Below are 17,714 nucleotides of genomic sequence, written 5' to 3'. Positions count from 1 at the left end.
TCCGATCTCCCGAATCGGACCGTGGTCCGAGGCGTGCGGTCCCGCGGGTCGTTACCTTCGGTCCCGTGATGGCGAAGCTGCACCTCTACCTGGTCGACGCGGCGGCCGCGCTGGTGATCTGGGTCCTCGTCGCCTACGCGATCCTCGAACCGCACCAGCACCCGTCGCCGTGGGTCGCGGTACCGGTGGCCGGGCTGGTCGCCGCTCCGGTGGCCGTGCGCCGGTGGTGGCCGGAGCTGTCACTGGCGGTGAGCACCGCGGCGATGGTGTTCTCGGTCATCAGCCAGGTGCTGCCGATCCCGGCGCTCGGCGCGCCGCTGGGCGCTGTCTGCTTTTGCCTCTACACGATGGCGGTCGACCGTGACCGGGTCTGGTCGCTGGGCGCGTTCCTGGTGGCGATCACCGCCACCGCCGTCGTCTCCGGCGGTGAACCCGAGAACGTCCTGGTCGCGTTCGCCGCCCTGGGCGCGGTGTGGGCAATTGGCTACACCACCCGCCTGCGGCGTTCGATGATCGAGCGGGAGGCGTCCCGGCAGGCCGAGCAGGCACTCGCCGACGAACGCCTGCGCATCGCCCGCGAGCTGCACGACGTGGTGGCGCACAACCTCTCGCTGATCGCCGTGCAGGCCGGCAACGCCGCACACGTGCGTTCACCCGAGCACGCGTACAGCGCGTTGCAGGTCATCTCCGAGACGAGCCGTGCGGCCCTGACCGAGATGCGGGGGCTGCTGGGCGTGCTGCGCTCCGACGCCGACCTGGCGCCCTCCCCCGGCCTCGACGGGCTGGCCGACCTCGCCGACCGTGCGTCGCTCGCCGGGGTGCGCGTCGCGCTGGAGGTGACGGGCGGGACGGTCGTGCCGGAGGGGATCGCGCTGTCGGCGTACCGGATCGTGCAGGAGGCGCTGACCAACGTGGTGAAGCACGCGGCACCCGCGGCGTGCACGGTGCTGGTGCGGATCACGGCGGAGGCCGTGGTGGTCGACGTCACCGACGACGGTCCCGGGGTGCGGGAGCTGGGGACAGGGCACGGGTTGGTCGGGATGAGGGAACGCGTGGCGGTGTACGGCGGGACGTTCAGCGCGGGACAACGCGAGGGTGGCGGGTTCCGGGTCCACGCGGAGCTGCCGATCCGATGACCAGCGTGCTGATCGTCGACGACCAGGCGTTGCTGCGCGCGAGCTTCCGGCTGCTCGTCGACAACGAACCCGGCCTGACCGCGGTGGGCGAGGCCGGCACCGGAGCCGAGGCCGTGGCGCTGGCCGCGTCCCTGCGACCGGACGTGGTGCTGATGGACATCCGCATGCCGGAGATGGACGGCATCGAGGCCACGCGGCTGCTGGACGGCCCGCGCGTGCTGGTGCTGACCACGTTCGACCTCGACGAGTACGTGTTCGGCGCCCTGCGCGCCGGTGCCTCGGGTTTCCTGCTGAAGGACACACCACCGGCCGAGCTGCTGGCAGCGATCCGCGTGGTGGCCTCCGGCGAGGCGCTGCTGTCGCCGTCTGTCACCCGGCAGCTGATCTCCGAGTTCGTGCGGCGGCCCTCGGCGCCACCGGTGCGCGGGCTGGAGGTGCTGACCGAACGCGAGAAGGAGGTGCTGCGGCTGATCGCGCGCGGGCTGTCGAACGCGGAGATCATGGCCGAGCTGCACGTCAGCACCGGCACGGTGAAGACGCACATCGGAAACCTGCTGGCGAAGCTGCACGCGCGGGACCGCGCGCAGCTGGTGATCGCGGCCTACGAGTCCGGCCTGGCCCGCTGACCCCTGCGGTCCCTGGCCTGGTTCGACTGGCGGCGAACAGGTTGGTGGTGGTCAACGGCGATTCGATCATGTGTTGGTGGTACTTGCAGATGCCTGAGCAGACAAGCGGGGAGGGGGTACCGGCACGTGGAAACGCCCCGGTCGCGAGGAGCGACCGGGGCGGTTCGGTTCGAAGCGGTGTTACAGGTACGTGCCGGTGTTCGTGGCCGTGTCGATCGCGCGGCCGGCGTCCTGGTTCTTCCCGGTGACGAGCGTGCGGATGTAGACGATCCGCTCGCCCTTCTTGCCCGAGATGCGCGCCCAGTCGTCCGGGTTCGTCGTGTTCGGCAGGTCCTCGTTCTCGGCGAACTCGTCGAGGATGGCGGCCTGCAGGTGCCGGACGGAGAGCCCGGGCTGCTTGGTGTCCAGCAGCGACTTGATCGCCGCCTTCTTCGCCCTGTCGACGATGTTCTGGATCATGGCGCCGGAGTTGAAGTCCCGGAAGTACAGGACCTCCTTGTCACCGTTGGCGTAGGTGACCTCCAGGAACCGGTTGTCCTCTGACTCCTCGTACATGCGCTCCACGGTGTGCTGCACCATGCCCTCGATGCAGGCCTTCGGGTCCCCGCCGAACTCGGCGAGGTCGTCGGCGTGCAGCGGGAGGTTCGGCGTCAGGTACTTGTTGAAGATGTCCTTCGCGCCCTCGGCGTCCGGTCGCTCGATCTTGATCTTCACGTCGAGGCGGCCGGGGCGGAGGATCGCCGGGTCGATCATGTCCTCGCGGTTGGAGGCGCCGATGACGATGACGTTCTCCAGGCCCTCGACGCCGTCGATCTCGGCGAGGAGCTGGGGCACGATCGTCGTCTCGACGTCGGACGACACACCGGAACCGCGGGTGCGGAAGATCGAGTCCATCTCGTCGAAGAACACGATCACCGGGGTGCCGTCGGAGGCCTTCTCCCGAGCCCGCTGGAAGATCAGGCGGATGTGCCGCTCGGTCTCACCGACGAACTTGTTGAGGAGCTCCGGGCCCTTGATGTTGAGGAAGTACGACTTCGCCTGCTTGTCGGTCTCCCCGCGGATCTCGCGCACCTTCTTGGCGAGCGAGTTCGCGACGGCCTTGGCGATGAGCGTCTTGCCGCAGCCGGGAGGGCCGTAGAGCAGCACGCCCTTGGGCGGGCGCAGCTCGTACTCGCGGAACAGGTCGGCGTGCAGGAACGGCAGCTCCACCGCGTCGCGGATCTGCTCGATCTGCCGCGACAGACCGCCGATGTCGCTGTAGTCGATGTCCGGGACCTCTTCGAGCACGAGGTCCTCGACCTCGGCCTTGGGCACCCGCTCGTAGGCGAAGCCCGCCTTCGAGTCGACGAGCAGCGAGTCGCCGGGCTTGAGCGGCGCGTCGAGCAGCGGCTGGGCGAGCCAGACCACCCTCTCCTCGTCCGCGTGCCCCACGACCAGCGCCCGTGCGATCTGGTCCTCCCCGTCCTCGGAGAGCACCTCCCGCAGCGCGCAGACCTCACCCGACCGCTCGAACCCGCCGGCCTCGACGACCGTGAGCGCCTCGTTGAGGCGCACCGACTGGCCGAAGGAGAGCTTCTCCGGCTCGACCGCCGGGGACACGGCGACCCGCATCCGGCGGCCGGACGTGAAGACGTCCACCGTCCCGTCGTCGAACCGCGCCATGAAGACGCCGTACCCGCTGGGCGGTTGCGCCAGCCGGTCGACCTCCTCACGCAGCGCGAGCAGTTGGCTTCGTGCTTCGCGGAGGGTGTCTATGAGCTTCGTGTTTCGCTCGGTCAGTTGGCTGACGCGTTCGGTCGCCTCCGCCAGCCGCTGCTCCAGCAGCCGCGCGTGGCGGGGGGACTCGGTCAGCTTGCGGCGCAACGACGCGATCTCGTCCTCGAGGAACCTGATCTGCGCGTTCAGCTCAGCAGAGTTGTTGCCATGGTTCAGCTCGCCACCCTCATCGGGTTGGCTGCCGGGATGACCGTGCTGCATGTCGGCACCCTCCTCCCGTGTACGTACCGATTACGGTACCGGCGATCACCGACAAAATGGGGTACTCACAACATCATCTTCGCTCGTGTGACGCAACGGTCCCGCCTCCAACAGAGGTCAACTGCTCCATCCCGGTGCCCGGTTCGCCCGGCTTCCCGCTACCGTGCGTCCCGAAAACCAGCACCGGCCTTTCGTGTCGCGACACGCCCGCCGACCTGCGAGAAGTCCGACGGGGGGATGATCGGGACACCGACTCGGCTGCCCCATCCCCACGATGCGCGACCACCCTCAGACATTCGCAGGCACGCTTGGTACGGTTCACAGTTCGGCGACGAGCACGAACGTGTCGCGATCCCACCAGGTGGACCACGACGTGCCCCGTTCGGCGGTCACGCACCGCTACCCACCTCGTTCCCGTTCGTCGGAGGACCCGCTCGAGCAGGGCTCCGGTGCGTTCAGCGGGCCTGCGGCCAACCGGGTGGTCTTGCCGGCGCAACCGGCGCACCACCCGACAGCGCAGTGCATCGCACTCGATTCCCGCCGGAGTGCCGCAATCGTTATCAGCCAGGACCTCCGCGTCACCCCGTCGCAACAGCGAGTGGCAGGGCTCCATGACGACGGACCGGTTCGCCGACGTGGCCTGTCCCGGCTTCCTCAAGGAGGGCGAGGGCGCGAGGCAACCCGCTCAGACCGCGCCCGGGGTGACCGTCGGCGAGGTGGCCGTGTCGGGTGAGACGGGTACCTTCGACCTGCGCATGGACGACCTGGTGAACGCCGAGGGTGAGAAGGGCTTCATCCTGTACGGCATGACGCTGCAGAAGAAGGACTCCGGCTGGCTCGTGTGCGGCGGGTCCGCGGTGGAGGAAAGCCGCTCCACCGGCTGACGCGTCGAACCCAGATTTCCACCTCAGCACCACATCATCCAGTTCGGGGGAGTTTCCGATGACCTACCCGCCGCAGCAGCCCGGTCCGCACGGGCAGCAGCCGCAGCCCGGTGGTCCGTACGGGCAGCAGCCGCCGCAGCAGCCGGGTTACGGCCAGCAGCCGCAGCCCGGATACGGCCAGCCCCAGCCCGGCTACGGCCAGCAGCCCCCTCAGCCGGGCTACGGCGCGCCGCAGCCCGGTTACGGCCAGCCGCAGCAGGACCCGTTCGGCCCGCCCAGCGGCGGTTTCCAGCAGAGCCCCTACGGCCAGCAGCCCGGCCCGTACGGGCAGCAGCCCCAGCCCGGTTTCGGTGGCCCCGGCTACGGCGGCCCGCCGCCCAAGAAGAGCAAGACCGGCCTGATCATCGGCGTGGTCGCCGCGGTCGTCGTCGTGCTCGGCGGTGGCATCACGGCCGCCGTCCTGCTCTCCGGCAACGACTCGGACAACAACGCCAGCAGCACGTCCGAACCCGGCAGCAGCGACGGCAAGTCCGGTGACGACGACGCCGACGTCAAGAAGGTCGCCGAGGAGTACATCGCCGCGGCCAGCACCCGCAACGAGAGCAAGGCCAAGTCCTTGACCTGCAAGGCGGTGCTCGACGAGGCGGCGGCGCTGGAGAAGAACCTCACCGAGGAGCAGAAGAAGCTCGCGGAGGAGCTCAAGAAGCTGCCGGTGCCCAAGCTCACCTACAAGGGCGCCGACGTGTCCGGCGACACCGCGAAGGTGAAGATCAACAGCGTCTCGTCGTACAGCGGCCAGACGCAGGACCTGGACATCGACTACACGTTCAAGAAGGAGTCTGGCAAGTGGAAGTACTGCCAGCTCGTCAAGGACCTGAAGCTCCCCACGGCGCCGACCAAGTGACGTCGTGAGCGAAAGGGGGTCCCTCCGGCCGGAGGGACCCCCTTTCCGCTGTTCTCAGCCCTTGCTGGGGCGGCGCTGCGGCTTCGGCGCGGTCACGCCCTCCGCGAGCCGGCGGGTGGTCAGCAGGAACGCGGTGTGCGCGATCATCCGGTGCTCGGGGCGCACGGCAAGGCCCACGACGTGCCACGGGCGCACGAGCGTCTCCCACGCGTGCGGCTCGGTCCAGCACGTCATCTCGCGCAGCGCCTCGGTGATCACGGACAGCTGCGTCGTCGTCGCCACGTAGACGACCAGGACACCGCCCGGGATGAGGTTCTTCGCGATCGTGGGCAGGACCTCCCACGGCGACAGCATGTCGAGGATGACCCGGTCGACCTCACCCTCGTGGTTCTTCACGTCGTCAACGGTGATCGACCAGTTGCCGGGCCGTTCGCCGAAGAACGTCTCCACGTTGCGGATGGCGTGGACCGCGTGGTCGTCGCGCACCTCGTAGGACTGAACGCTGCCCTTCTCCCCCACCGCGCGCAGCAGCGAGCACGACAGCGCGCCGGAACCCGCGCCCGCCTCCAGCACGCGCGCGCCCGGGAAGATGTCGCCGTACATGCAGATCTGCGCGGCGTCCTTCGGGTAGATGACCTGCGCCCCGCGCGGCATCGACAGCACGTAGTCCGGCAGCAGCGGGCGCAGCGCCAGGAAGTTCGTGCCGCCCACGGACTGCACGACCGACCCCTCCGGCTGCCCGATGAGCAGGTCGTGCGGGATGGCGCCGCGGTGGGTGTGGTACTCCTTGCCGGGTTCGAGGACGACCGTGTAGTGCCGCCCCTTGGGGTCGGTCAGCTGAACCCGGTCACCCGGCTGGAACGGTCCACTTGCGCTAATCACCGCGCAATGGTGTCAAACGCCCTTCTCAATGGCCGCACGCAGGTCCTCCCTGCGCAGCACACCGGCCGGACGGCCCTCCAGGTCGACGACGAGGAACTGCCACGCTGCGGTGCCCTGGACGCGTTCCACGATCTCCTCGCCGGGCTCGTCGGCCAGCAGCACCGTCTCCGGCAGGATCGGCTCCGCCGCCTGCTCCGCGGGGGCGAACGGGCTCGCGGCGGCCAGCTTGCGCGCGGCCTCCGCGTCGAGCAGCCCGGCCGCGACGCCGTCGGCCCGCACCAGCACCACGCCCCGTCCTGCGCTGGTGCTCAGCGCGTCCGCCACCGGGCTCTCGGCCGGCAGCTGCAGCACCGGCAGGATCAGGTCGTCGAGGGTGACGCCGGCGGGCCAGGTGCGGCGCCGTTCGCCGGCGAGCTCGCTGCGTGCGCCGGCGACGACGACCCACGCCGTGAGCGCGCACACTCCGAAGCGCAGCCACCGGTCCTCCGCGCCTTCCGCGATGCCGTAGACCGCCCACAGGACGAGCGCGAACGCCACGACGAAACCGCCGACGACGGCGACCCGCGTGCCCGTCGCGCGTTGACCGGTCACGGCCCACACGCCCGCCCGCACGATCCGGCCGCCGTCGAGCGGGAGCCCCGGCAGGAGGTTGAACACGGCCACCGCGACGTTGGCGGCGGCGATCTGGGCCACCAGCAGCCAGATGACGTTGCTGGGCTCCATGACGAACGCGCCGATGCCGAAGAGCACGGCCAGCACGACCGACACGGCCGGGCCCGCCCCCGCGACAATGCCCTCGTGGCCGGGTTTGCCGGGGCTGCGCATGATCTCCGACAACCCGCCCAGCAGGTACAGCCGCAGCCTCCTGACGGGCAGGCCCAGTCGCAGTGCCGCGACGCAGTGGCCCAGCTCGTGTGCGAGCACGCTGAGGCCGAGGAAGATCGCGAAGAGCGTGGCGAGCAGCAGCCCGACCGCCGGGGGCGTGCCGGGGGCGAGGTCGTCCACGAGCGGCGCGTAGAACGCCACCACGATCGCCGAGCCGACCCACCACGACGGCGCGAGCAGCACCGGGATGCCCGCCACCCGGAACAGCAGCAGGCCGCCCTCCTTCTCGCTGATCCGCGCGGCCACGAGTGCACTGTAGAGGCAGCGGTGTGATCTCGCGGTGTACCGCGCCGGGGGGCGGCTGACCAGGGGGTGCCCGGAATTGTCAGACCCCTGTCCTAGGGTCAGGACCATGAGCACCACGTTGCGCAGGCCCGCGTTGTCGCCGTCGCGGGCAGGGGACTTCAAGCAGTGCCCGCTGCTCTACCGCTTCCGCGCGGTCGACCGCCTGCCGGAGCGGCCGACCAAGGCGCAGGTGCGCGGCACGGTCGTGCACGCGGTGCTGGAGGACCTGTTCGCACTGCCCGCCGCCGAGCGGGTGCCCGACCGCGCGCGGTCGATGATCGCGCCGGCGTGGGACCGGGTGAAGGCCGAGCGGCCCGAGTTCGCCACGCTCTTCGAGGTCCCCGGTGGTGAGGAGGAGGTGGAGTGGCTGGCGTCGGCCACGAAGCTGCTGGACGGCTACTTCGGCCTGGAGGACCCGCGCCGCCTGGAGCCGGAGTCGCGCGAGCTGCTGGTCGAGTCCGAGCTGCCCTCCGGCGTGCTGCTGCGCGGGTACATCGACCGGGTGGACGTGGCGCCGACGGGCGAGATCCGGGTGGTGGACTACAAGACCGGCGCAGCGCCGCGCGAGATCGGCGAGGCCAAGGCGTTGTTCCAGATGAAGTTCTACGCCCTGGTGCTGTGGCGGTTGCGCGGTGTGGTTCCCCGCCAGCTGCGCCTGATGTACCTCGCCGACCGCCAGGCCCTGGCCTACACGCCGGACGAGTCGGAGCTGGCCCGCTTCGAACGCACGCTGGAAGCCATCTGGCAGGCCATCATGCGCGCTGCGCCGACCGGCGACTTCCGCCCGTCGCCGAGCCGCCTGTGCGACTACTGCGACCACAAGGCGTTCTGCCCCGCGTTCGACGGCACCCCGCCGCCCTACCCCGGCTGGCCGGAGCCCGACGACACCGAACCCCTCCAGGACCGCGACTGATGCCCGCCTTCTACCTCCCGCTGGACGAGCACACCTACCGCTCGACCCCGCACACGGTCGGCCCGTGGGGCCCGGACAGCCAGCACCTCGGCCCGCCCTCCGCACTGCTCGTGCGGTCCCTGTCGGACACCGACCGGCTGCTGGCCCGCGTGACGTTCGAGGTTCTCGGCCCGGTCCCGGTGGCCGACCTCACCGTCACCACGGCGGTCGAGCGGCCCGGCCGCTCCGTGGAGCTGGCCTCCGCCACCCTGTCCCACAACGGCCGCGCGGCCCTCGTCGCCCGCGCCTGGCGCATCTCGACCTCCGACACCACCCCGGTGGCCGGCGGTTCCGGCGTCCCGCTGCCCCCGCCGTCGGCAGCGGTGCCGATGGAGGTCCCCGAGCACTGGGGCGGCGGCTACCTCTCCGCCGTCGAGTGGCTCTCCCTGTCCGGCGGCATCTTCACCCCCGGCGACGCCCTGGTGTGGGCCCGCCCCCTGGTCGACGTGGTCGAGGGCTCCCCCATCACCCCGCTGGAACGGCTGTTCGCCGTCGTCGACTCCTCCAGCGGTGTCTCGTCCCGCGTGGACATCCGCAAGTGGTACGCCATCAACACCGACCTGACCGTGCACCTGCACCGCCGTCCCGTCGGCGAGTGGGTCGGCCTGGACGCGCGCACCACCATCGGGCCGGACGGCGTCGGGGTGGCGACGAGCACCGTGCACGACGTTGAAGGGCCGGTGGGGGCGACAGCGCAGGCCCTGTTCGTGCGCGAACGCTGACTCGGCACGCAGTCTGCTGTGGACATCCCGAGGACGTTGCTCTCGATGCCCAGTGCGCGGGTCTGCGTCTCACTGGTGAGGGCCGGCACGAGCGCGACCAGGACGAGTGCGGCCGCCTTTCCCAGGTGGCGCAGACCAGAAGGCGCTCAGAAGTCGTCCCAACACACCGCGCCGTTGCACCGGGCGAAGTAGCTGCCAGCGGCTTTACGCCGTTCGTGCGTGCCGCGGGAACGGGGACGGGGCGTAGCGTCGGCGGGACTGTGAAGAGGTTCGCGAACCGGCGGGAGGCGGGCCGCGCCCTGGCCGCGCAGCTTGCGGAGCACACCTGGCACGACCCGCTCGTGCTGGGGCTGCCGCGCGGCGGTGTGCCGGTGGCGGCGGAGGTCGCGGAGGTCCTCGGGGCTGAGCTGGACGTCGTGGTAGCGCGCAAGATCGGCGCGCCGGGGCACCCCGAGTACGGGGTCGGCGCGGTCGCGGTGGACAGCGCGCCGATCTACGACGCCGCGGTGCTCAGAGCGCTCGGGCTCACCGAGGAGCAGCTGGCCGCGGGCTGCGACCGCGAACGGGCCGAGGCCGCGCGCAGGACCGCGCTGTACCGGCGGGACCGGCCGCCGCTCGTGGTCGAGGGGCGGGACGTGGTCGTGGTCGACGACGGGCTGGCCACCGGTGTCACCGCGCGGGCCGCCCTGCACTGGCTGGAGCGACGAGGGCCGAACCGCCTGGTGCTGGCCGTGCCGGTCGCCGCGAGGCAGTCGGTGCGCACGTTCAGCACGCCCGTGGTGGCGGTGCTCCTGCCGCGGCACCTCGGTGCGGTGAGCCGGTGGTACGACCGCTTCGAGCAGACCTCAGACGCCGAGGTCCTCGAAGTGCTGGACCACCGGGAACGGTGAGTAGAACCGGTGCAGCAGCTCCGACCACCGGGCGTAGGACGGGCCCTGGCGGAACCCGACCGTGTGCGCCTCGACCGACTCCCACTGCACCAGCAGCAGGTACCGGTTCGGGTCCTCCAGGCACCGCGACAGCCGCAGGCCGAGGAAGCCCGGCGAGGCGGAGATCAGCTCCCGCGCCTCGCCGAAGACCTCCTCGAACTCCGCCGCACGTCCGGGCAGGACGTCCAGCACGGCGTGCTCCAGGATCACAGGCGGCAGAACCGGATGTCCGAGGCCAGGATCGCCTTGGCGCCGATCGCGGCCAGCTCGTCCATGACCCGGTTCGCGTCGCGGCGGCGGACCATCGCCCGCACCGCGACCCAGTTCTCGTCGGCCAGCGGCGCGACCGTCGGCGACTCCAGGCCCGGCGTGAGGCTGATCGCCTCGTCCAGCAGCGTGCGCGGGCAGTCGTAGTCCAGCATCAGGTACTGCTGGGCGAACACGACGCCCTGCAGGCGGGCCTGCAGCTGCTTCTTGGCCGGCGACAGCTCCGAGCCCGCGCGGTGCACGAGGACCGCCTCCGACTCGCAGATCGGCTCGCCGAACGCCACCAGGTCGTGCTGGCGCAGCGTGCGGCCGGAGCCCACGACGTCGGCGATCAGGTCGGCCACGCCGAGCTGGATGGAGATCTCGACCGCGCCGTCGAGGCGGATCACCGTGGCGTTGATGCCGCGGCGTTTGAGGTCGCGGCCGACCAGCTTCGGGTAGGCGGTGGCGAGCCGCTTGCCCTCCAGGTCCTCGACCGTCCAGTCGGTGCCCCGCGGGCCCGCGTAGCGGAAGGTGGACCCGCCGAAGCCCAGCGCCAGCAGCTCCTCGACGGAGGAACCGTTGTCGTCGGCACCCGAGTCGGCGGCCAGGTCGCGGCCGGTGATGCCCAGGTCGAGGTCACCGGACGCCACGTAGATCGCGATGTCCTTGGGGCGCAAGAAGAAGAACTCGACCTCGTTGTTCGGGTCGAGCACGGTCAGGTCGCGCGGCTCGTGCCGCTGCCGGTAACCGGCCTCGGTCAGCATCGCGGAGGCGCGTTCGGCGAGCGCGCCCTTGTTCGGGACTGCTACGCGCAGCATCGGTCAGCTCTCCGTCAGAGGTACTTGTAGACGTCGTCGAGGGTCAGGCCGCGGCCCAGCATGATCACCTGGAGGCGGTACAGCAGCTGCGAGATCTCTTCCGCGAGCTTCTCGTCGGACTCGTACTCGGCGGCGATCCAGACCTCGCCCGCTTCCTCCAGGACCTTCTTGCCCTGCGCATGGACGCCGGCCTCAAGCGCAGCCACGGTGCCGGAACCCTCCGGCTTGGTGCGGGCTCGTTCGGTCAGTTCGGCGAACAGCGAGTCGAAGGTCTTCACGGGGGCACATCCTCCCACCTCCGGACGGGTGGTCCACACCGCGGTCACCTCTGTTCCAGCCCGTGGACGTGATCTGTCCTGCATGGACACCCAGTAGCGTGAATCTGTGTCGGAGTTCGCCGAAGTCCTCGCAGCGCTGCGCCAGGTGCGCGGCATCAACCCGTTCTTCGCGCTGGACGTGGGCCGTCCGGACGACTCGTGGCTGCCGGGGACGGCACTGCTCGAAGGCCCCGCCCTCAGGGAGACCATCGACGCGATCGCGGCCCGCTACAACGCCGCCGAGCCCCGCGTCGCCGCCAGCCTGTTCTTCCTCAGCTACACCGCGCGGCTGCTCAGCCCGCTCACCGCGACGGACCTGCCGATCGACGTGCGCCCGGAGAACCTGTGGTGGCAGCACCACCGCCGCAACGGCCTGAGCGTCCGCATCGACACCCCGCGGCTCGGCCCGCGCCCGGCGGAGGCGCTCGCACCGGTCGTGGAGGCGGTCCACGCGGTCGTGCCCGTGGCACGCGGTCTGCTGTGGGGCAACGCGATGTCGAACATCGCGGGCGCGCTGAAAATGGTGGTGCGAGCGGGTGCGCTGAGTGCGGAGGAAGCGGAGGAACGCGGCAACCGGCTCATGGCAGCGCCACCGTTCGAAGGTGCCGGGGAATTCGTCACCCTGCCCGGCGAGGTCGCGTTCCTGCGCCGGTCGTGCTGCCTTTACTACCGCGTTGCCGCAGGTGGGAAGTGCGGGGACTGCCCTCTTGTGAAGTGATGAAGACGACAACTCTTATGGCCGGTTGTGCGTGAACCGCCGTTCACCTTACGGTGCACGCGCCGCAGTGACGGGAAGCCGGTGGAAATCCGGCGCGGTCCTCGCCACTGTGACCGGGAAGCGATCCCCGCCGAGCACGTCACTGGTCCCGCGAGGGGCTGGGAAGACGCGGGGGCAGCGTTGATCCGGGAGTCAGGAGACCGGCTGCGGCGCCGTAAGGAGTTTCACCTTCCACGAGGTATGGAGGAGCCCGTCATGACGAGCCCCGCAGCAAGCCTGTCCGCCGTCCGCGTGCCCAAGTGGGCCTTCGCCGTCTCACTGCTCGGCCTGATCGTCACCTACCTGGTCCTGCAGGAGAACGGCCTCGCTCTCGGTGCGAGCTCGGAGCTGCTGCACGAGTTCTTCCACGACGGCCGCCACGCCCTCGGCGTTCCCTGCCACTGATCCGCTGATCACGCAGATGACGACGTACAAGTCGATCGCACTGCGCGGACTCGCGGCCGGCGCCATCGCCGGTACCGCCTCCGCGCTCGTGCAGCTCCTGGTCACCGAGATCCCCATCCGCGCAGCACTGGCGGTCGAGGAGGCCCGCGCCCCCGCCGGTGACGGCCACTCCCACTCGCACGGCGAGGAGGGGCTGGTCAGCCGCGGCGTCCAGATCGCGGGCGGCATGCTCGGCGTGGTGATCGTCGGCATCGCCGTCGGCCTGGTGTTCGCCACGGCCTACGCGCTGTCGAAGCGCTGGTTCGCCGACCGCACGCCGTTCACCCGCAGCACCGCGTTCGGAGTCGCCGTGTTCGGTGCGGTGGCGCTGCTGCCGTGGCTGAAGTACCCGGCGAACCCGCCCGCGGTGGGCGACCCGGACACGGTGAACTACCGCACCGCGCTGTACCTGGGCGTGGTGGTGGCCGGTCTGGCGATCGTCTGGGGAGCGAGCTGGCTCGCCTCGGCGCTGGCCGCGCAGCCGCACCCGGTCCGCGTGACCGCGGTGCTGCTCGCGGTCGTGGCGGCGGTGGCGGTGGTGCTGGTGGCGTTCCCCACGCCGCCGGACACGATCCCGGCGGACATGCCGGTGGCCGTGCTGTGGCAGTTCCGCCTCAGCTCGCTCGCCCAGCTGGCCACGCTCCACATCGGTCTCGGCGTGGTGTTCGGCCTGCTGGTCGATCCGGCGACACGCCGGGCGAAGGCACCCGTCGCGGCTCTCTAAAGAGCGCGCAGCACTTCGAGGTCGACGCCGACGAGGGAGTCGCGGAACACCCGCCGCTCCCCCGCCGGCACCTCGACGTCACACGGCACGACCAACACGGTGCACCCGGCCGCCACCGCCGAGGCGACACCGGTCGGCGAGTCCTCGACCGCCATGCACCGCGCCGCGTCCACGCCGAGCAACCGCGCCGCCTTCAGGTACGGCTCCGGCAGCGGCTTGTTCAGACCGTCCACCTCGTCGCCGCACACCGTCACGTCGAACAGGTCACGGCCGATGGTGTCGAGCGCGACCTCGGTCAGCGACCGTTCGGTGGAGGTCACCAGCGCCATCGGCACGCCGGACGACCGCACCGCGCGCAGCGCCTCGGCAGCGCCCGGACGCCACGGCAGACCGGTGCGGAAGACCTCCTCGGTGCGGCGGGAGATCCACGCGGCGCCGTCGGCCATGTCGGCGTCGGTCGGTTCGATGCCGACGTCGGCGAACAGCAGGCGCATCGTCGTGGGGACGTTGCTGCCGACCATGCGTTCGCGGGTCTCCACCGACAGGACCCCGCCGAGCTTCTCGGCGTACTCGTAGAGCGGGATGTCCCACAGCTTCTCGGAGTCCAGCAGCGTGCCGTCCATGTCCCACAGGACAGCTTGCGGGTCAGACATTGAAGTACTTCGCCTCCGGGTGGTGCGCCACGAAGGCGTCGGTGGACTGTTCCGGGTGGAGCTGGAGTTCCTCGGACAGCGTGACGCCGATGCGGGCCGGGTCGAGCAGGTCGACGACGCGCCGGCGGTCTTCCATCTCGGGGCAGGCGCCGTAGCCGAACGAGTACCGCGCGCCGCGGTAGCCGAGCTTGAAGTACTCCTCGACGGCGGCGGGGTCTTCCTGGGCCACTGACCCGCCCGCCGGCCACACGAGCTCCTCGCGCACGCGCTTGTGCCAGTACTCGGCCAGCGCTTCGGTGAGCTGGACCCCCAGTCCGTGGACCTCCAGGTACTCACGATACGCGTTCTTGCCGAACAGCTCGTTGGCGTAGTCGGCGATCGGCTGGCCCATCGTCACGAGGTGGAACGCGATGACGTCGACCTCACCCGACGAGCGGGCGCGCCAGAAGTCGGCCAGGCAGAGGCGCCGATCCTTCTTCTGGCGCGGAAAGCGGAACCGGAAGCGCTCCGGCGCGTCCGGGGAGGGCTCGGTCAGGATGACCAGGTCGTTGCCCTCGGACACGCACGGGAAGTAGCCGTAGACGACCGCGGCGTGGGCAAGAACACCTTCTGTCGCAAGGCGTTCCATCCAGTACCGCAGCCGTGGCCTGCCCTCGGTCTCGACGAGCTCCTCGTAGGTCGGGCCGCCGCCGCGCGTGCCTTTGAGGCCCCACTGGCCCATGAACGTCGCGCGCTCGTCCAGCAGCGCGCTGTAGTCCGCGACGGGAATGCCCTTCACCACGCGGCTGCCCCAGAACGGCGGCACCGGCACCGGGTTGTCGGTGGCCACGTCGGAACGACCGGTTCCCGCTTCTTCCTCTCCTGCCGCGGCTTTGCGGGCCGCGGCGATGCGCAGCGCACGTTCGCGGCGGGCCTTGCGCTCGGCGGCCTTCGCCTGGGCCTCCGGGTCGACCAGAGGGGTCTCTCCGCGTTTCGCCGCCATGATCGCGTCCATCAGGCGCAGGCCCTCGAACGCGTCGCGGGCGTAGCGGACGTCGCCCAGGTACATCTCGGTCAGGTCGTTCTCGACGTAGGCCCGGGTCAGGGCGGCGCCGCCGAGCAGCACCGGCCAGCGGGCCGCGACGCCCCTGGAGTTCATCTCCTCCAGGTTCTCCTTCATGACCACGGTCGACTTGACCAGCAGGCCGGACATGCCGATCGCGTCCGCGCGGTGCTGCTGCGCGGCCTCCAGGATGGCGTTGATCGGCTGCTTGATGCCGATGTTCACGACCTCGTAGCCGTTGTTGGACAGGATGATGTCGACGAGGTTCTTGCCGATGTCGTGCACGTCGCCCTTGACCGTGGCGAGCACGATGCGGCCCTTGCCGCCGTCGTCGGACCGTTCCATGTGCGGTTCGAGGTGCGCGACGGCGGTCTTCATGACCTCGGCGGACTGCAGCACGAACGGCAGCTGCATCTGGCCGGAGCCGAACAGCTCGCCGACGGTTTTCATGCCCGCCAGCAGCGTGTCGTTGATGATCTGCAACGCCGGGCGTTCGTCCAGTGCGAGGTCCAGGTCCGCTTCCAGGCCGTTGCGCTCGCCGTCGACGATCCGGCGCTCCAGCCGTTCGAACAACGGCAGCGCGGCCAGCTCCTCGGCGCGCGACGCGGAGTTCGACTTGGTGGTGACGCCCTCGAACAGCTCCATCAGCTTCTGCAGCGGGTCGTAGCCCTCGCGGCGGCGGTCGTGGACCAGGTCCAGCGCCACCGCGCGCTGCTCGTCGGGGATGCGCGCCATCGGCACGATCTTCGACGCGTGCACGATCGCCGTGTCGAGGCCCGCCTGCACGCACTCGTGCAGGAACACCGAGTTCAGCACCTGGCGCGCGGCCGGGTTGAGTCCGAAGGAGACGTTCGACAGGCCCAGCGTCGTCTGCACGTCCGGGTAGCGGCGCTTGAGCTCGCGGATCGCCTCGATCGTCTCGACCGCGTCGCGGCGGACCTCCTCCTGGCCGGTGGAGATCGGGAACGTCAGGCAGTCGACGATGATGTCGGAGCGGCGCAGGCCCCAGTTCTCGGTCAGGTCCTCGATCAACCGGGTGGCGACGCGGACCTTCCAGTCCCTGGTGCGCGCCTGGCCCTCCTCGTCGATGCACAGCGCCACGACCGCGGCACCGTGCTCGGACACCAGCCGCATGATCTTCTGGAACCGCGAGTCGGGCCCGTCGCCGTCCTCGTAGTTCACCGAGTTCACCGCGCACCGGCCGCCCAGGCACTCCAGGCCCGCTCGCAGCACGTCCGGCTCGGTGGAGTCGAGCACGACCGGCAACGTCGACGCGGTGGCCAGGCGGGACGCGAGCGCCCGCATGTCCGCCTCGCCGTCGCGGCCGACGTAGTCGACGCACAGGTCGATGAGGTGCGCGCCCTCGCGGGTCTGATCCCGCGCGATCTCGATGCAGTCGTCCCACTTCTGGGCGAGCATCGCCTCCCGGAACGCCTTGGAGCCGTTGGCGTTCGTGCGCTCGCCGATCATCAGCACCGAGGCGTCCTGCTTGAACGGGACGGACTGGTACAGGGAGGACACCCCGGGCTCGGGACGCGGCCGGCGCGCGGGCGGGCCGAGGTCGCGCACGGCGGCGGCGACCTGGCGCAGGTGCTCCGCGGTCGTGCCGCAGCAGCCGCCCACGAGCCGGGTGCCGAACTCGGTGACGAACCCGGCCAGCGCACGGGCCAGCTCCTCCGGGGAGAGCGGGTAGACGGCGCCGTTCGGGCCGAGCTCGGGCAGGCCGGCGTTCGGCATCACCGACAGCGGGATGCGGGCGTGCTTGGCCAGCGTGCGCAGGTGCTCGCTCATCTCGGCGGGGCCGGTCGCGCAGTTGAGGCCGATCAGGTCGATGCCGAGCGGTTCCAGCGCGGTCAGCGCGGCACCGATCTCCGAGCCCAGCAGCATCGTGCCGGTCGTCTCGACGGTGACCTGGGCGATGATCGGGACCGTGCGGCCCTCCGCGGTCATCGCGCGCTTGGCGCCGACGACCGACGCCTTCGTCTGCAGCAGGTCCTGCGAGGTCTCGACGATGATCGCGTCCACGCCGCCGGCGAGCAGGCCGCGGCACTGCTCCACGTAGGCGTCGCGCAGCGTGGCGTACGGGGCGTGGCCCAGCGTCGGCAGCTTGGTGCCGGGGCCGACCGAGCCGAGCACGAACCGCGGCCGGTCGGGGGTGCTGAACTCGTCGGCCACCTCGCGGGCCAGTGCCGCGCCGCGTTCGGACAGGTGGTGGATCTGATCGGCGATGTCGTACTCGGCCAGGTTCGCGAGGTTCGCCCCGAACGTGTTGGTCTCGACGGCGTCCACGCCGACCTTGAGATAACCGCGGTGGACGGCCTTCACGACGTCCGGCCGGGTGACGTTCAAGATCTCGTTGCAGCCCTCGAGACCGGAGAAGTCGTCGAGCGAGAGGTCGGCGGCCTGGAGCATCGTGCCCATGGCGCCGTCGGCGACCACAACCCGGTTCACCAGCGCTTCGAGGAACGGCGAGGATCCACGATCAGGCATGGGCCAAGCCTACGATGACTTGGCTGGGGGAGGCCGTA

At 70.7% G+C, this 17,714-nt stretch carries 18 protein-coding genes and 1 riboswitch; of the genes, 10 read left to right on the top strand and 8 right to left on the bottom strand.

Annotated elements, in window-relative coordinates; translation table 11 throughout:
• Nucleotides 1–68 precede the first annotated feature (68 nt).
• Nucleotides 69–1,136: a histidine kinase gene (locus AB0A63_RS09015; protein WP_360388356.1), complete on the top strand. Its 1,068-nt coding sequence runs from the start codon at nt 69–71 to the stop codon at nt 1,134–1,136.
• On the top strand, nt 1,133–1,762 hold the full coding sequence (locus AB0A63_RS09010) for a response regulator transcription factor (protein WP_360387302.1): 630 nt from the start codon (nt 1,133–1,135) through the stop codon (nt 1,760–1,762). The genes AB0A63_RS09015 and AB0A63_RS09010 overlap by 4 nt, the downstream gene beginning before the upstream one ends.
• Before the next feature lie 180 nt (nt 1,763–1,942).
• Here the strand turns inward: AB0A63_RS09010 and arc are convergent, their stop codons facing one another.
• Nucleotides 1,943–3,739: a proteasome ATPase gene (gene arc / locus AB0A63_RS09005; protein WP_360387299.1), complete on the bottom strand. Its 1,797-nt coding sequence runs from the start codon at nt 3,737–3,739 to the stop codon at nt 1,943–1,945.
• A gap of 611 nt (nt 3,740–4,350) precedes the next feature.
• Between arc and AB0A63_RS09000 the strand changes: the two genes are divergently transcribed.
• Both AB0A63_RS09000 and AB0A63_RS08995 read left to right on the top strand, forming a co-directional pair.
• Nucleotides 4,351–4,623, top strand: a complete 273-nt coding sequence (locus AB0A63_RS09000) for a hypothetical protein (protein WP_360387296.1) — start codon at nt 4,351–4,353, stop codon at nt 4,621–4,623.
• Nucleotides 4,624–4,681: 58 nt separating this feature from the next.
• Entirely contained in the window at nt 4,682–5,527 is an 846-nt protein-coding gene (locus tag AB0A63_RS08995; protein WP_360387294.1) for a hypothetical protein, read from the top strand.
• Between the two features lie 54 nt (nt 5,528–5,581).
• Here the strand turns inward: AB0A63_RS08995 and AB0A63_RS08990 are convergent, their stop codons facing one another.
• Nucleotides 5,582–6,409 (bottom strand): tRNA (adenine-N1)-methyltransferase, encoded by an 828-nt coding sequence (locus AB0A63_RS08990; protein WP_360387292.1) that lies wholly within the window; start codon nt 6,407–6,409, stop codon nt 5,582–5,584.
• A gap of 12 nt (nt 6,410–6,421) precedes the next feature.
• Complete coding sequence (locus tag AB0A63_RS08985; RefSeq protein ID WP_360387289.1) at nt 6,422–7,540, bottom strand: site-2 protease family protein; 1,119 nt, start codon at nt 7,538–7,540, stop codon at nt 6,422–6,424.
• A 106-nt stretch (nt 7,541–7,646) separates the two neighbouring features.
• Between AB0A63_RS08985 and AB0A63_RS08980 the strand changes: the two genes are divergently transcribed.
• The 3 genes from AB0A63_RS08980 (at nt 7,647) to AB0A63_RS08970 (ending at nt 10,143) form a co-directional block, all read left to right on the top strand.
• Nucleotides 7,647–8,492: a PD-(D/E)XK nuclease family protein gene (locus AB0A63_RS08980; RefSeq protein WP_360387286.1), complete on the top strand. Its 846-nt coding sequence runs from the start codon at nt 7,647–7,649 to the stop codon at nt 8,490–8,492.
• Nucleotides 8,489–9,253 (top strand): thioesterase family protein, encoded by a 765-nt coding sequence (locus AB0A63_RS08975; RefSeq protein ID WP_360388354.1) that lies wholly within the window; start codon nt 8,489–8,491, stop codon nt 9,251–9,253. Before AB0A63_RS08980 ends, AB0A63_RS08975 begins: the two co-directional genes overlap by 4 nt.
• A gap of 260 nt (nt 9,254–9,513) precedes the next feature.
• Complete coding sequence (locus AB0A63_RS08970) at nt 9,514–10,143, top strand: phosphoribosyltransferase family protein (protein WP_360387283.1); 630 nt, start codon at nt 9,514–9,516, stop codon at nt 10,141–10,143.
• Here AB0A63_RS08970 and AB0A63_RS08965 read toward each other — a convergent pair.
• Genes AB0A63_RS08965 through AB0A63_RS08955 form a run of 3 tightly spaced genes read right to left on the bottom strand, consistent with a single transcriptional unit; the run spans nt 10,099 to nt 11,527 of the window.
• Entirely contained in the window at nt 10,099–10,392 is a 294-nt protein-coding gene (locus AB0A63_RS08965) for an antibiotic biosynthesis monooxygenase (RefSeq protein WP_360387281.1), read from the bottom strand. The genes AB0A63_RS08970 and AB0A63_RS08965 overlap by 45 nt on opposite strands.
• The gene (hisG, locus tag AB0A63_RS08960) at nt 10,389–11,249 is read right to left on the bottom strand and encodes an ATP phosphoribosyltransferase (RefSeq protein WP_360387278.1); all 861 of its coding nucleotides are present in this window, start codon (nt 11,247–11,249) and stop codon (nt 10,389–10,391) included. Before hisG ends, AB0A63_RS08965 begins: the two co-directional genes overlap by 4 nt.
• 14 nt (nt 11,250–11,263) lie before the next feature.
• On the bottom strand, nt 11,264–11,527 hold the full coding sequence (locus AB0A63_RS08955) for a phosphoribosyl-ATP diphosphatase (protein WP_065920430.1): 264 nt from the start codon (nt 11,525–11,527) through the stop codon (nt 11,264–11,266).
• Between the two features lie 106 nt (nt 11,528–11,633).
• Between AB0A63_RS08955 and AB0A63_RS08950 the strand changes: the two genes are divergently transcribed.
• The 3 genes from AB0A63_RS08950 to AB0A63_RS08940 all read left to right on the top strand — a co-directional run bounded on the left by AB0A63_RS08950 (nt 11,634) and on the right by AB0A63_RS08940 (nt 13,491).
• Nucleotides 11,634–12,284, top strand: a complete 651-nt coding sequence (locus tag AB0A63_RS08950) for a (2Fe-2S)-binding protein (RefSeq protein WP_360387276.1) — start codon at nt 11,634–11,636, stop codon at nt 12,282–12,284.
• A gap of 34 nt (nt 12,285–12,318) precedes the next feature.
• Nucleotides 12,319–12,508: riboswitch (cobalamin riboswitch) on the top strand.
• 31 nt (nt 12,509–12,539) lie between these two features.
• Nucleotides 12,540–12,728, top strand: a complete 189-nt coding sequence (locus AB0A63_RS08945) for a CbtB-domain containing protein (RefSeq protein WP_089955709.1) — start codon at nt 12,540–12,542, stop codon at nt 12,726–12,728.
• 16 nt (nt 12,729–12,744) lie between these two features.
• Complete coding sequence (locus tag AB0A63_RS08940; protein WP_360387272.1) at nt 12,745–13,491, top strand: CbtA family protein; 747 nt, start codon at nt 12,745–12,747, stop codon at nt 13,489–13,491.
• Here the strand turns inward: AB0A63_RS08940 and AB0A63_RS08935 are convergent.
• Nucleotides 13,488–14,144 (bottom strand): HAD family phosphatase, encoded by a 657-nt coding sequence (locus tag AB0A63_RS08935; protein ID WP_360387270.1) that lies wholly within the window; start codon nt 14,142–14,144, stop codon nt 13,488–13,490. The genes AB0A63_RS08940 and AB0A63_RS08935 overlap by 4 nt on opposite strands.
• Entirely contained in the window at nt 14,137–17,676 is a 3,540-nt protein-coding gene (metH, locus tag AB0A63_RS08930; protein ID WP_360387267.1) for a methionine synthase, read from the bottom strand. Before metH ends, AB0A63_RS08935 begins: the two co-directional genes overlap by 8 nt.
• Between the last annotated feature and the right edge of the window lie 38 nt (nt 17,677–17,714).

This window comes from Lentzea sp. NPDC042327, assembly GCF_040647275.1.
Classification (GTDB): Bacteria; Actinomycetota; Actinomycetes; order Mycobacteriales; family Pseudonocardiaceae; genus Lentzea.
The sequence above is the reverse complement of the archived record's forward strand: the minus strand, read 5'-3'. Positions and strand labels throughout refer to the sequence as shown.

Coding starts and splice junctions, on each gene's coding strand:
- hisG (WP_360387278.1), bottom strand. CDS start 11,249: ATGCTGCGCGTAGCAGTCCCGAACAAGGGCGCGCTCGCCGAACGCGCC.
- AB0A63_RS09010 (WP_360387302.1), top strand. CDS start 1,133: ATGACCAGCGTGCTGATCGTCGACGACCAGGCGTTGCTGCGCGCGAGC.
- arc (WP_360387299.1), bottom strand. CDS start 3,739: ATGCAGCACGGTCATCCCGGCAGCCAACCCGATGAGGGTGGCGAGCTG.
- AB0A63_RS08945 (WP_089955709.1), top strand. CDS start 12,540: ATGACGAGCCCCGCAGCAAGCCTGTCCGCCGTCCGCGTGCCCAAGTGG.
- AB0A63_RS09015 (WP_360388356.1), top strand. CDS start 69: ATGGCGAAGCTGCACCTCTACCTGGTCGACGCGGCGGCCGCGCTGGTG.
- AB0A63_RS08940 (WP_360387272.1), top strand. CDS start 12,745: ATGACGACGTACAAGTCGATCGCACTGCGCGGACTCGCGGCCGGCGCC.
- AB0A63_RS08980 (WP_360387286.1), top strand. CDS start 7,647: ATGAGCACCACGTTGCGCAGGCCCGCGTTGTCGCCGTCGCGGGCAGGG.
- AB0A63_RS08995 (WP_360387294.1), top strand. CDS start 4,682: ATGACCTACCCGCCGCAGCAGCCCGGTCCGCACGGGCAGCAGCCGCAG.
- metH (WP_360387267.1), bottom strand. CDS start 17,676: ATGCCTGATCGTGGATCCTCGCCGTTCCTCGAAGCGCTGGTGAACCGG.
- AB0A63_RS08935 (WP_360387270.1), bottom strand. CDS start 14,144: ATGTCTGACCCGCAAGCTGTCCTGTGGGACATGGACGGCACGCTGCTG.
- AB0A63_RS09000 (WP_360387296.1), top strand. CDS start 4,351: ATGACGACGGACCGGTTCGCCGACGTGGCCTGTCCCGGCTTCCTCAAG.